Source organism: Motilimonas thetidivivens, assembly GCF_046452435.1.
In the GTDB taxonomy this organism is placed as follows: domain Bacteria; phylum Pseudomonadota; class Gammaproteobacteria; order Enterobacterales; family CBDFNC01; genus Motilimonas.
Map to the genome: position 1 here is coordinate 1 of NZ_JBKFDK010000005.1, position 14199 is coordinate 14199.

A 14199-nucleotide genomic window follows, 5' to 3' on the forward strand; every position below is an offset into this window, starting at 1 on the left:
TGCATCCGGCAAGCCGTCTTGATCTTGGTCAAGGCGATATTGAGGATGGGTTGGCGCAAAGTCGGTCCCATCAAGTTCGCCGTCATGATCACTATCTGCAAGATGTGGATTGGTGCCAGCTAAAAACTCTTGTAAGTTAGTTAAGCCGTCAGCATCAAAGTCATCCTTGGCATCGTGAGACATATCATCGGATAAGGGGCGATTGGCTAACTCCCATGATAATGGCATTCCATCCTTATCTTGATCTATTTTGTATCTCGAATTGGTCGGAGCAAAATCCCTATCATCGGGTACACCATCATTATCTGTGTCAGGATTTACGGGCGATGTTCCCAACTCAAATTCTTGGAGGTTAGTTAAACCATCGGCATCAAAGTCATGTGCTGCATCATGGGCACCATGAACATCTAGCCCATAGATTACTTCCCAAGTATCCGGTAAGCCGTCGTTGTCTTGATCTTGTTTGTATAGCGCATTGGTTGGGGCGACATCTGTGCTGTCTGGCTCACCATCTAAATCTGTATCGGCAAGATCAGGGCGAGAGCCAAGTTGAAATTCTTGTAGGTTGGTGAGCCCATCCGCATCAAGATCAAAATGAGCATCAAAGGGATCATAATCACGTAAGCCAAAGCGCCTTTCCCAAGTATTTGGCATTCCATCACTGTCGCTGTCCACCATCCACTCGGGGCCAATTTCAGCAATGTCTGCCAAAAATGCTTCGGCAGGAATAGCCGTATTCTCTTCTAAGGGATATTGATTTGAAAGGGCGTTACGTAAGATTCCAGCCACGCTTTCACTACCATATATCTTTGCAGCAATGGTTTCCCATGTGTCGGTCGCTTCTACTTGGTAATATAAAGGCGCATTGTTACCTTTTTCAACCAATCTAAGGTTACTAAATGTCACATCACTTTGTTTATTGGCATCGTCATCGCCAATCAAGAGTAGATAGCTGAAGTCAGATTGGAAATATTGGCCTGCATTGATCTGATAATGCTTAGTTTCGCCGGGCAAAGGTTTTACAAAATTGCGATGTCCCCAAGCTTGGCTTCCTGCAAGATTGAAGGTCCATTGTGAGGATGCATTCATGTCATTATCAAAGCCGATGCCTTGTACTTCACCAGGTACGTTTACTGTTAAATCAAACTCTACAATCGTATTAATTGTCACTGCATAGTTCATTGGAATGGTCATCCAACGGTTACCTATCATCCGAAAGCTGTTGCCGTTATCTAGTATTTCAACGTTGCCTGTTTTCGCCTCATCTTGATTTGAGTGGGGGGCTAAGGAAACATTGGCAAAATTTATCTTGGTAATTGCATCACTTATAAATGCATTGGAATTAAGAGAGAAATTTTTTAATAGTGGGTTGGTGCCATGAGCCTGCTCTTCATAATTAGATCGGCCATCTTGGTCAATATCATCGTCTCGCCCTTGCTGAAGGCTTTGAAAATAAATAAGTTCCCACTCATCTCTTAAACCATCGTTATCACTATCAGTATTATCTTGCGACACATTGTCGGTTAAGTGTTCTGGGAGATCACTTAGGCGAATCTTTGTTCCTTCGATTAAGGGATATTTATTAGCTAGTAGTCTTTCTAGTGGAAACGCCGCGAGGTCATCACCGTATAATGTATGAGCAATTGTTTGCCAGTTGTCTACTTTATCAATGAGGTAGTATGGTTCGCCAGCTGTATCAGATTCAGTGAGCACGACATTTCGAAATTCGATGTCTCCAGTAGAACTTTGATCATTATCTGAAATAAATACCAAATTCTTAAAATTACCTTCAAAGTTTTCGCCAACTTTAATCTGAACTTGCTCAACTGTTCCAAGATTGGTGTAACTATAGGCCCTACTTGCCCAGTTTTGTGTTCCAGCTAACTGAAATGTGGTAGTTGGGGTTGGAGATAAATCATTGTAAAAAGCAATACCTTGAATTTCCCCTAAGGAGTGCATTAAAACATCAAAGCTAATGACAGTATGTTCTGTAACATTGTAATTTATCGGGACATATTGCCATCGGTTTTCTGCTATGGTCAGTGTTGTGCCATCAACAGAAACATTTACAGCCCCTACTTTATCGGAATCTTGGTTACCAAAAGATAGTACAGGGTTGGTGTTAAAATCAATTGCCATTGAGGCTGGTTGCAGAGCGGTTCTATTTAATAAATATGAATGGCTATCACTAGCATGGGCAGATAAAGAGCCAATCACCAAGGGTAACATGCTCAGGCTTTTGATATTAACTTTACTCATACACCTTCCTTGTTAATGCCACATCGGCATTAATTGTTTTGAATCAATGACAAAAACTATAGTTCGTTATTATTGGCAATATGCATACTCCAACTTGCTCGATAAGATATCAAAAAATGGTCATCAATCAAGGGCGTTATTAATCATTACTAAAATAAGCTGAACTATTAAGTATCGATACAAGAATTTGCGTTTTGATTCGTTTCACCTGTAACTAAAAACCAATGTTGAGAAGTGGAGTAAATAGTTAAAACAAGAGTTTAGCTAACCTATCATTCTAAAGCTCTAATTTTAAAGGGAATTTAGTTTGTAGTAATTAAGTGTGAGCAATCAAGTTTCCCTGAAATCTTGTAACCTTCTTTGAGCCAAAACAATGCTCCCTAACACGAGAATTGGAGGTTGGTTAAGGTTTGGGTGAATCTCTAGACGCATAGCATTTATTCGCAACATTGGTGAGCTTATTGCTCTTGTTCGCCTGGATACCTAAGCTGCCATTGTTGGCGTAGTTTATCCATTAGGCCTAACACAGCTAAACTATGCTTGGTTGGCATCAAGGGGCTTTGCAATAAACCTTGCTCAAGGCAAGTTTGTATGTGTTTTACTTCAAGCTCATAGGCGTCGCCTTGATAGGGGCAGGGAATGGTTTTAATTAAGCTGCCGGTTTTATCAAGGATCTTAATTTCAGTTGGAGCAAAGCTAAAGTTATCAATTTCAGCCATGGCTTGCTCGCCCAAGACCCTTGCTTGGCAAGGTATATAATGGCCTACACTGCAACTTAACGAGGCTAGCACGCCGCACTGGAAGGCCATATTGATTTGCGTTTGCATATCCACGCCCGTTGGCGCTTTTTCAACTTGGCTACTTATTTGGTTTACTTCACTATTGCAAAGTAGATAAGCAAAGGTGAGCGGATATATGCCTACATCTAGCAGCGCGCCGCCACCTAATTCAGGGTTAAAGACCCGGTTACTCCAATCCCGTTCGGCGGCAAAGCCCATGCCGGCTTGAATACTTTTAACCTGACCTAATTCGCCACTTTCAATCAGCTGTTGCAGTGTTGCAAAGGCGGGGAATTGGGGGATCATCATGGCTTCCATCAGTAGTACTTGATGTTGTTCGGCCAAGGCAAACAGCTCAGCGGCTTGTTGTTGATTTATGCAGATTGGCTTCTCACAGAGTACTGATTTACCAGCCATAATACAGGCCTTAGCTTGGCTGTAATGAAAGGGGTGGGGGCTGGCAATGTAGACGATATCTAAGTTGCTATCGGCTAACATCAAGGCAAGATCATCAAAGTAGTGGCTTGCGTTGTGTGCCTTGGCAAAAGATTTGGCCTTGGCCAGTGTACGTGAGTAAACCGAGCTTAAGTGAGCGTGTTCAGTCTGATTGATTGCGTTAGCGAACTGCGTGGCGATATTGCCAGTGGCTATCATTCCCCAGTTAAAACGTGGCATTGCATATCCCTGCTGTATTGATAGCTATCAACTTGCTGTGCTGCTGTTGATGCTTGTATATTGTGTAAAGATTTTATCATTACTTAGAGCACTAACAGGGCTTAAGGAGCACTGAATTGGATCTTGTTCACGGATTAATATTAATTACTTCCATTCATTTATTAGCGGCAGCTTCGCCTGGCCCTGATTTTGTGTTGGTTTCGCAGCAAACCTTAAGTCGCGGCAAGCGAGCTGGGCTACTTTGCAGCGTGGGCATCGCTCTCGGCCTGTCCATACATATTCTTTATTCTGCGTTTGGATTAGCGGCAGTGATCGCCAATTCTTCAAATTTACTCTGGCTTATTAAGATTTTAGGTGGCAGCTATCTATGCTATCTAGGTGTTAAAGGTTTAATGGCTAAGCCCAGTGTCAATCCTGCAACGCCAGAGCCAGCTGGTGCCAAGGAGCAATCGGCCTTTAAAACCATTGGCTTGGGCTTTTTATGTAATGCGCTTAATCCCAAGGCACCGATATATTTTGTTTCCTTATTTACCTTAGTGCTGACTCCAGAAATTCCCTTAAGCCACCTTTTTATCTACGGGATCTGGATGATGGTGATCCAATTAGCCTGGTTTTCGGCTGTGGTCGGACTGTTATCACGCCCTGCAATTAATCGTAAATTTGTGCGCCTTGGGCATTGGCTTGATCGCATTTTAGGTGGTGCCATGGTGGCCTTAGGGGTGAAAATTCTCATTAGCAGAAGCTAATCTTGTCTGGATGAAAAAAAGCCGCGTCCATTGGAGTGCGGCTTTTTTTGTGTCCAATTTTTATTGGGCTTTTAGTTATTTACTTTTCGTCTGCTTATCACCAAGCCAAGCAATGCCATTAAGCTAAACCAAGTTAAGCTACCGCCACCACCTGAGCTACTGCTGGTCTTGGTATTGGTTTGCTCTGTGGGTTCGGTTGCATCGCTGGGCGCAGTGCTTGGCGTGACCGTTGGCTCTGCTGTCGGTACAGGTGTCGGCACAGGTGTTGGTTCAATCGAAGGTACAGGTGTAGGCTCAGGCGTAGGCACGGGTGTAGGCTTTGGCCCCTTGATGATCACTTGGGCTTGCGCTGTGCTAAAACCACCTTGACCATCGCTTATCTCATAACTGAATTGGTCGGATAATTGTGCATTGGGTGCAAGAGCATGGGTTAGATGGCTATCAAATTCGATCTGGTTATTAACGATGCGTGCTTGGCCGTGAGTAGGGGCAGTGACAATGCGCGTGATGTTTAAAGTATCCCCATCAATGTCAAGGTCATTGGCCAGCACATCTAGCAGCGCTAGGTTGCTATCAGCTTGCTCAAAGCTATCGCTTTGCGCAGTGGGTTCATCATTAACTGCGTTGATAGTGACCGTGACAGGTACTGGTGATGATTTAACGCCGTTAGCTAACACCACTCGATAACTGAATGTGTCGGTGCCGTGTACATTAGCATGGGGTTGGTAGAGGCCGCTGGTGATATCAAATTGGCCTAATTGAGGGGGGTAAACCAACTCAATACCTTGCATTGGGTAACCTAATTGGATCAAGTCGTTGGCCACTAAATTTAAAGTTAGCTGTGTATCTTCATCAAGTTGATAGGCATCGGCTTGAGCTTGGACAAAGTGGCTTTCATTGGCTTCTAATAGCGCTGCAAAGGGGACGTTGAGATAGCCGTAATTAAGTAGGTTGCCTGCTTCGCGCTCCGCTGTGGTGCCAATCCAGCTGGGGGCAAGATCATATAAACGGCTGCTGTAGTCGCTGCTGAAAACCGGATTGATTTCTAGCTCTCCCCCCAAGACTTCAAGTAATAAGATACCTTTACCCCGCGGTAAACTAATTGGCTCGGGTAGTATGATCCGGCCCTGTTGTAAGTCAGCGGCTCCTTGCCACAGTACTTGCGGTGTTTGTGGATTGAGATCGAGCGTTAAGCCATTAGCGTGGTTTGGGTAGTGACTTAAGGTTAGGTGGATTCCGGCAAGGGCGGTCGGGTAGACAAAGTAATTAAAGCCAACCATTTGATCAAAGGTCTCGCTGATATCAATCGCAAAAGCGATGTTGTTTAGGCCATGGTTGCGATAAACGTAGCCTCGCTCGAGTTGAGTAAGCCAAGCGCTTTTGTTGGCGTTATCGGGCAAGGTTAGGGTAAAACTTGCTTGCTGAGGAGCACTTTGGATCTGACTGATTTCGATGCCTGTATCACCGCCGTAGACACTGATTAATGAAGGCGCAGAGTTATCGCTGAGTAATTGATTTTGACTGCTGCCGGGATAAAGATCGCCCGCGTCACTTTGGCCATTATCAAAACCTAAGTGATTGCGATTGTCGGCTTGCATAACTTGCACTTGCATTGGGCTGCTGTCGTTAAACGGCTGGCGAATATCGACACTGGTGATCAAGACCCCTTCACTGATTAAGCCCTGGTCATAACCTTGCTTGCGGCGGTTTTCTATATACAAACGAGGGCCAGCAGTTTTTAGGTAAGGATCTAGGTAAACTATCGCGCTATCGTGGTCGGTATCAAGTTGGTATTGCCCCGATTTATCTAGCACGCGCGGGGTTAAAAAGCCCGCCGCTTGCTTGCTCCAAGCCGTCATATTGACAGGGGTTTCACCAGCATACAGGTCGCCCGGTTTTTGCGTCCAAGAGCCAGCGCCCATTAAGCCCCATTCACCGATTGAGCCGCGATCATAATAAGAATAGAGATCCGGTAAGCCTAACATTAAGTGGCCTAGTTCATGAACTATCACGCCAAGGGTTGATTGATGGTCATTTTGAAAGTCGCCAAACAAGCAATATTCAGAAATACTGACTTGATCTAAGGTGATGGCTGGATGAGACGACTTATGCGGCCAAATGGCCGGAGTCAGGATACTGCTCGACATATCATTGCCGGCAAATACAAACATAACGGCCAGCTCATCTGGACTGATCTCGCCGTCTTGGTTGTTATCGTATTGGGCCAAATCAATGTAAGGATCAATATGTTGATATGCTTCTTCAAAAGCGCTCGCTAGCCGTGAACGACAAAAAAGTTGGTCGTTACAGTTAGGGTGCGTTTGGCTGAGACTGACATCGATAATCCCATCATCGACAATACCCGCAGTTTCTTTGGCTGGAACAACATGATATTGATTCGCTGAGTTAGCTAAAAAATAATCGACGGTGCTTTGACCCTCACGGCCAAATACAAGCTGGCTAAAGTCATGTGCCATCACTTGATCGGTAAACGATACTTGAACCACCAATAGCGGTTGGCTAGTCACTGATGTTCTCGCCAGACTCGGCTTGTTGAAATGGCGAACATTGCGCTGCAATGGACGGTTTGGCAAGGTCGTGGTGACTGTTTTATCAAACCTAGGCTGGGCTAAGCGAGGCGCAGCCGTAATGTAAGAGGAAGCAGGCGCTGCACTGCTGGCACTGACGGGGATGTCACTGATTGTCAGTTGTGCATGAGTTGAGCCAGAGTCCCCTTGAACTTGGGTTAAGCTTGCGTAAAACCAGTTATTACTATTGTTAGGGTCGCGCATGATGGCTGCGCCTTGGTCGGTTTGATACCAATGCTGGCCAAATCCTCCGCGAATGTTGACGCGCTGCTCAGAGCCATCAGCTAAGGTGATGGTATGGCTAACGGGAGCCGGAGGCGTTGCGGCCATGCTGGTCGAAACGGTTAGTAAGGTTGCTAGGGAGAGCAGCTTAATCGTTTTCATAACGTCCTTTGTTAATAAGTGAATTACAAGCAGTAGCCTATTTTCAATTAAAGCGATGCTATTTATAAACGATAAATCAAAAGGCTCATTTCATGATACTGGAGTAGAGGTAAAGTGAGCTAAGGAGGGTGCAACACCTCTTTAGCTGAGGATTTCATCTTAGCTGAGGGCTCTCATTTTACTGTGGAGGTCGTCACTGTAGGTCGGCTTCACCAATACTGTGGAAGCAGCTGCAAGCATTGACGAGTGAGTTAGCGGTTAAACTCGGCACGCCATATACTTCACTGCGCACACCAAAGTCAGCCAGTTTATTCAGTAATAAATCAAAATCGCCATCGCCAGACAATAAAATCACCGTATCAACCTCACGGGCTGCTTCCATCATGTCGATGGTAATGCCTACATCCCAATCGCCTTTTGCCGAGCCATCGCTACGCTGAATGTAAGGCTTTAGTTTGACCTCAAAACCGATGTGGCGCAGGGCACTTTGAAATTTGTGCTGACCATCATCATCACGAGCGATGGCATAGGCTGTGGCTGCGACAATTTCATCTCGCGCGGCAATTTTTTGCCAAAAAGCACGGTAATTAAATGGCCGGCCATAGGCCTCTCGAGTGGTGTAATAAATATTTTGCACGTCGACAAAGATGGCGACGCGCCGTGGTGTGTGTTGCACAAAAAAGCCTTAACGAAAACAAAATGACGCCTCACCCTACACCAGTTTCAACAGCCTGTTAAGTCATTGATGGAGAGTAAACTTTGGGGTATCAGTTTATTTGAACTCCTGATTAAAAATTATCAAATTTTATTATCTTTGTTGCTGCCCTAGGCTGATAAGGCGTCTAGTTTTGGCGCATTGATGCAAACAAATCTGCATCGTCTTAATAATCATTAATCAACCGATAACCCATCGGTGACTCATAGGTAACCCAGCTAAGGAGGGAATATGCAACAACACAGTGTCGATGATGCTTTATTAGGAGGCTGCCATTGGCAGTTAGTCAGATGAGCCAATTACCACGTTTGACCGCTACATCTGCATTACTGGAAAAAGAGCTGGCTTGTACCCCTATTACTCGCTCAGCGCTCGCTCTGGAGCAGGCTCAACCCGAGTGCAATAAGCAGAGCATGTTAGAGCAGGCTGCTCATTATGGCCACGACAAGGCGCTAAAGGCACCTTGGTATTCGTTTGGTTTAGCAATATTTGCCGGGGCTTTTATTGCCTTAGCATTTGTTTTCTATATCACGATAACCACAGGCGCCAGTGGCTGGCCTTGGGGCATGGTGCGTTTGGCTGGTGGGGTGGCGTTTAGCTTGGGGCTGATCTTAGTGGTGGTATGTGGTGGAGAGCTATTTACCAGTACGGTTTTGACCACCATAGCATGGGCGAAAAAAACCATCACCACAGGTCAGTTAATTCGCTGCTGGGCTCGTGTTTATGGCGGCAATTTAGTCGGCGCGATGCTGGTCTTAGTCATGGTCATGATGGCGGGTATGTGGCAATTGGATCTCGGTGAATGGGGACTCAACGCACTGCATATAGCGCAACATAAAATCCATCATAGCTGGGGCCAAGCGTTTACCTTAGGGGTACTTTGTAACTTATTGGTATGCCTAGGTATTTGGATGACTTTTAGCAGTAAAGACGTGCTCAGTAAAAGCGTGTTGTTGGTATTGCCGGTCGCCATGTTTGTCAGCAGTGGTTTTGAGCACAGCATCGCTAATTTATTCATGGTACCGCTTGGGATCGCTATCCATAACTTTGCCAACGAAGCGTTAGCGAGCAGTTTAATGGTCAATCCAGCTGAGCTATCGGCTCAATTTAACGACTTAACCCTAGCGCATTTTATCAAGAATAACCTGATCCCTGTCACCTTAGGCAACATAGTTGGCGGAGGTGTCTTGGTTGGATTGGGCTATTGGGCGGTCGAACTGGGGAAGAAGTCAAAACAACAAGTAGTAGCAATTCAATTAAATAAATTTTCAACACAGGAAGAAGACGAAATGAAAAATGTTATCAATCAATTAGTGGTAAAAGATCTGATGGATTCAAACCCTATTACCCTTAGCGCCGAAATGAATGTATATCAAGCCATTGAGATATTAGCCGCAGAGCAAGTACGCTGCGCTGCCGTGGTTGACTCACAGCAAAGGTTACTTGGTTTTGTTTCGGAGCAGGACTTATTGCGCGCCATGTGGTCGGAAGAATACAGCACACAAATTCAGCTGGTGGTGGGAGATTTAATGCAGTTTGAAATCTTAACCGTAACGCCAGATGATTCCGTCGCCCAATTATTAGAATCCATGGTGGTGGACAAAGAAGCGCTGTTTCCGGTGTCTTCGGGTGGCCTGTATCTTGGCGGCGGCTATCAAAGCTACGAGGCGCGCCTTCGCACTGCCAGTGCACGTCGCCCCAGCGCTTATCCTGTGGTGGAGCAAGGGCGTTTATGCGGCATGATCCAACGCGACCATATTCTAAACAGCTTGGTACGCGGCCATAAACCGCAACAAATTGAGACGCATAATCAAGCGGTGAGTGCAGCCTAAGCTAGCTAACTCAATTCGGAACCGCTGCAATCCTAGATTGCAGCGGATTTTTTATTGGCCCAGCTTGCTGGCCTGACGTGCTCTGCGTTTAACTAGGCGACGCGCTTCGGCAAGAAAGCAATCTCGAAGTGGATTTTCACCGGCATCATTGCGCCAGATAAACGACAAGCTACGTTTCATGTTTAATTGCGGCGTATTAAGCACCACCAAGTTGCCATTGGCGACATCTTGCTCAACATCAAGGTAAGGCACACAGCCAAGATAATTGCCGTTTTTTACCAAGGCCTTGATCACGGGAACATGCTCGTACTCTTTCCAAACATTGATGTTTTCGATTAGGCCATGCACCGCACCATCAAAAATGCGCCTTGTTCCAGCCCCTTGTTCGCGTAGTACCCACTTGGCTTGTTCCAGCTGCGCTAAATTCACCGTGCTATGGCGAGCAAAAGGGTGATGGGGAGCGGCGATAACGACTAAATGATCGTCCATCCAAGTTTCTGAGTGGATCCTAGCGTCATCATTGCGTCCTTCGATAATGCCGAGCTCATATTCATAATTTAGCAACCCTTCAATGACGTTTTCGGTATTTTCAACCATCAGTTCAACACGTAATTCCGGAAAGTCCTCATCAATTTTACTGATTAGTTCGGGCAGTAAATGTTCGGCTGCTGTCTGACTTGATCCTAATTGTATTTGGCCACTGATGATGTGTTGCTCATGAAGGCCAAGTTCTATCTGCTGGGCGTCTTGCAATAACCGTTTGGCTCTGGGTCTTAGCCATTTTCCCCAATGGCTTAAGCTCAGGCGGTTGCCTTGGCGAATAAATAATGGGCGACCGAGCAGGTTTTCCAGTTGTGATAACGACATGCTGACGGCTGATTGGGTCATTGATAGCTTTCTTGCTGCGGCGCTGACGCTCTCAAGATTGGCTACGGCATCAAATACAGCAAGTTGTTTGAGAGAATACTTCATCATGCCTTAAGGCTCCGCTAAATGGATAAGATAAACAAGAAAGTGGCATCTATTTCTATTTCTGCTGGTGGAGCAAGATATCAGAAATATTGATGGTGTGTTTGATGACTATTTTAGAAGTCAAGGGGCGCGTCAGCAACGCCTTTGTTGTAGTTTGATTTGATGTAGATCGGTATTTATCTCTTAATTTTGCAGCTTTATGCAATTAATCCCGTGTAATGTGATAAAAAAGCAGCATAGTTTGTTTTTATAGCGCGTCTAAGCACTCTCTTGATCAGAAACATAGCCTAGGGACGCGGTTAATAATGGAGTTTCATGTCTTCACGTCACACAACTCAGCGTTCCACAAAAAGTAACACCTCTTCAACATCGCGCAAGCCAAAAAACAAGGCCAAGGGGGTCGTGGCTAATAAGATAAATACCCGCAGCAAACCGACTGCAGCTAAGGCACAAAAGGGTAACGGGTTGGCTAAGTCCGGGCTACATCGACGCAATCCGCATCAGGGGCGCTATGATATGACGGCATTAACGCAAGTGTTGCCTGCGTTAAAACAATTTGTGCGATTGAGTCCTCGTGGTGAACAGACCATAGATTTTGCTAATGAGCAGGCTGTGTTATGCCTAAACCAAGCGTTATTGGCGCATTATTACAAGGTGCTATATTGGCAAATTCCCAAAGGCTATTTATGCCCACCCATTCCTGGGCGCGCTGATCATATTCACCATATTAGTGAGTTATTAGCTAAGTTAAATCAAGGCCAAGTCCCCACCGGAAGTAAGGTGAAACTGCTGGATATTGGCACCGGGGCCAATTGCATTTATCCCATTATTGCCAGTCAAAGCTATGGCTGGAGCTGCCTTGGTAGTGATATTGACCCGATATCGGTTAACACCGCAAATGCCATTGTAAAATCCAATCCGGTGCTGAGTGGAAAAGTTCAGGTGACTTTACAAACTAATCCAAAGCAGTACTTTAAGGGGATTATTGCTGGCGATGACAAGATCAGTTTGACGATTTGTAATCCGCCTTTTCACAGCTCACTTGAACAAGGCTATCAAGGCAGTCAGCGTAAATGGCAAAACTTAAACCGCAATAAGGGCAAACAACCGGGTGTCACGCAAAAAGCAAAGCCGCAACTTAACTTTGGTGGCCAACAAGCCGAGCTTTGGTGCCCCGGCGGTGAGTTAGCCTTTGTCAAAGGCATGATTAGCGAAAGCTGTCAGTTTGCCGAGCAAGTGTGTTGGTTTACCAGCTTAATTGCCAAGGGCGAGCACGTCAGGCCGTTGAAAAAATACCTAAGCGAGATAGGGGCTAAGCAGGTGGAGGTATTACAAATGCAACAAGGGCAAAAAATTAGCCGAATTTTGGCGTGGAGTTTTCAAACGCCAGAGCAGCAAGGTGCGTGGCAAGCTTGCTGGCAATAATCATTAAAACAAAAATAGAGGGAAACGATGCAAACAATGACGGAGTGGGTCAATCTGATTAATGGCTTTGTCTGGGGCACACCTATGTTGGTGATGATCTTAGGGGTAGGGCTATTTCTTTCATTAGGCTTAAAGCTGATGCCGATTTTAAAGCTTGGCGCTGGCTTTAAGTTGTTATGGGGCGGACGTAATGGCGATGAAACTAAGGAAGGTGATATCAGCCCTTACAATGCGCTAATGACCTCCCTTTCTGCCACTATTGGTACGGGTAATATTGCGGGGGTTGCGACGGCTATTTTTATCGGTGGCCCAGGTGCGCTTTTTTGGATGTGGTGCACTGCTCTCGTGGGGATGGCCACTAAGTTCTCTGAAGCGGTGCTGGCGGTAAAGTATCGTGAAGTGGACGCCAATGGTCAGCACATCGGCGGCCCCATGTACTACATCAAAAATGGCCTAGGCAGCAAATGGACTTGGCTGGGTACTGCGTTTGCTTTTTTTGGTGCCTTTGCTGGCTTTGGTATCGGCAACACAGTGCAAGCAAACTCAATTGCTGATGCGTTAAATAGCAATTTTGGCGTGCCTATCTGGCTCACCGCTTTGGTGTTAATGGGATTAGTTGGCGCGGTATTGATGGGCGGTATAAAACGTATTGCCGATGTAGCAGGTAAGCTGGTACCGCTAATGACGGTGTTTTACTTTACTGCGGGTGTTGTGGTGCTGGCGATCAATATCACTGAAATTCCAGCGGCAATAAGCTTAATTGTGCACAGCGCATTTAACCCCGTGGCGGCGCAAGGTGGCTTTGCTGGCGCTGCCGTATGGGCGGCAATTCGTTTTGGTGTGGCCCGCGGCGTGTTTTCCAATGAAGCGGGTTTGGGCAGTGCACCTATTGCTCATGCTGCTGCACAAACCAATAACCCGGTTGAGCAAGGGTTAGTTGCCATGCTGGGCACCTTTATCGATACCATAATCGTTTGTTCAATTACCGGCTTAGCCATCATAGTGACAGGGACTTGGACGTCTGGTGAAACAGGCGCATCCTTAACCTCACTTGCCTTTGCTCAAGCTATTCCCATGGGGAATTATGTGGTTGCTATTGCACTGGCCATCTTCGCCTTTACCACTATTTTAGGTTGGAGTGTGTACAGTGAAAAATGTGTGCAATATTTGCTTGGCGAGCGTGCCATTAAGCCGTTTCGTTTGATATGGACCTTAGTGGTGCCCATTGGTGCTATGTTGTCACTGGATTTCGTTTGGTTGTTAGCAGATACGCTAAATGCAATGATGGCGATTCCGAACCTGATCGCATTGGCCTTACTCAGTCCGGTGGTATTTGCCTTGACTAAGCAATATTTTAGCAAGCAGCGCTAACACATTAGTAAAATAACGCGAGACTCAGTACTTAACGCAGCAGACACTCTGCTGCGTAAAAGTAGAAATAATCTGCGCTGATTACGGCTATTAATACCACACTTCAACCATCTCAAGGTGTTTCAGATAGTCGTGCTATTTATGCTGCAAAAGCAAAACGTGAAGCGGTTTTTGGCGTGAAGCTTCTCACCTCTTAGCAGCAAGGTCATCTTTGATTTTTCATCCTTGAGCTTTAACTGACTGCTTCTTATTCATTTACCTAAAACACATGTTGGAATTGGCTGTTGCAGGGGGGAGCACTTTTTTATTTAGCTAGTTTAATAAATGAGATGGTGTTGTCGGTTTTAACAAATATACCTTGCTGAATTGCATTTTTCTTCTTTATGCTTGGGTGTAAAAATCCATTATTTGTTTATTTGGTGGATAAATAATTTGCTAGCAGAGTTGTTTGGA

Annotated in this window: 8 protein-coding genes and 1 pseudogene; 4 read left to right on the forward strand and 5 right to left on the reverse strand. The window is 45.6% G+C overall.

Annotated features, from left to right (window positions below; genetic code table 11):
• Positions 1–2259: pseudogene (locus ACK8OT_RS05265) on the reverse strand (hypothetical protein); the annotation flags it as partial.
• A 458-nt stretch (positions 2260–2717) separates the two neighbouring features.
• The gene (locus ACK8OT_RS05270; protein WP_410195457.1) at positions 2718–3713 is read right to left on the reverse strand and encodes a Gfo/Idh/MocA family protein; all 996 of its coding nucleotides are present in this window, start codon (positions 3711–3713) and stop codon (positions 2718–2720) included.
• Positions 3714–3829: 116 nt separating this feature from the next.
• Between ACK8OT_RS05270 and ACK8OT_RS05275 the strand changes: the two genes are divergently transcribed.
• Positions 3830–4459, forward strand: a complete 630-nt coding sequence (locus ACK8OT_RS05275) for a LysE family translocator (protein ID WP_410195458.1) — start codon at positions 3830–3832, stop codon at positions 4457–4459.
• Positions 4460–4530: 71 nt separating this feature from the next.
• Here the strand turns inward: ACK8OT_RS05275 and ACK8OT_RS05280 are convergent, their stop codons facing one another.
• On the reverse strand, positions 4531–7431 hold the full coding sequence (locus ACK8OT_RS05280) for a M6 family metalloprotease domain-containing protein (RefSeq protein WP_410195459.1): 2901 nt from the start codon (positions 7429–7431) through the stop codon (positions 4531–4533).
• Between the two features lie 193 nt (positions 7432–7624).
• Entirely contained in the window at positions 7625–8107 is a 483-nt protein-coding gene (locus tag ACK8OT_RS05285; protein ID WP_410195460.1) for a LabA-like NYN domain-containing protein, read from the reverse strand.
• Between the two features lie 314 nt (positions 8108–8421).
• Here ACK8OT_RS05285 and focA point away from each other — a divergent pair, with 314 nt between their 5' ends.
• Positions 8422–9978, forward strand: coding sequence for a formate transporter FocA (gene focA / locus ACK8OT_RS05290; RefSeq protein WP_410195461.1), 1557 nt, complete (start codon positions 8422–8424; stop codon positions 9976–9978).
• Positions 9979–10029: 51 nt separating this feature from the next.
• Here focA and ACK8OT_RS05295 read toward each other — a convergent pair whose 3' ends face one another.
• Positions 10030–10950: a LysR substrate-binding domain-containing protein gene (locus ACK8OT_RS05295; protein ID WP_410195624.1), complete on the reverse strand. Its 921-nt coding sequence runs from the start codon at positions 10948–10950 to the stop codon at positions 10030–10032.
• A 402-nt stretch (positions 10951–11352) separates the two neighbouring features.
• On the opposite strand from ACK8OT_RS05295, the gene rlmF reads away from it, so the two are divergent.
• Together rlmF and ACK8OT_RS05305 are read left to right on the forward strand one after the other, a co-directional pair.
• Complete coding sequence (gene rlmF, locus ACK8OT_RS05300; protein ID WP_410195462.1) at positions 11353–12375, forward strand: 23S rRNA (adenine(1618)-N(6))-methyltransferase RlmF; 1023 nt, start codon at positions 11353–11355, stop codon at positions 12373–12375.
• 27 nt (positions 12376–12402) lie between these two features.
• Positions 12403–13746 carry an alanine/glycine:cation symporter family protein gene (locus ACK8OT_RS05305; protein ID WP_410195463.1) on the forward strand — a complete coding sequence of 448 codons (1344 nt, stop codon included), beginning with the start codon at positions 12403–12405 and terminating at the stop codon, positions 13744–13746.
• The last annotated feature ends 453 nt before the right edge of the window (positions 13747–14199 follow it).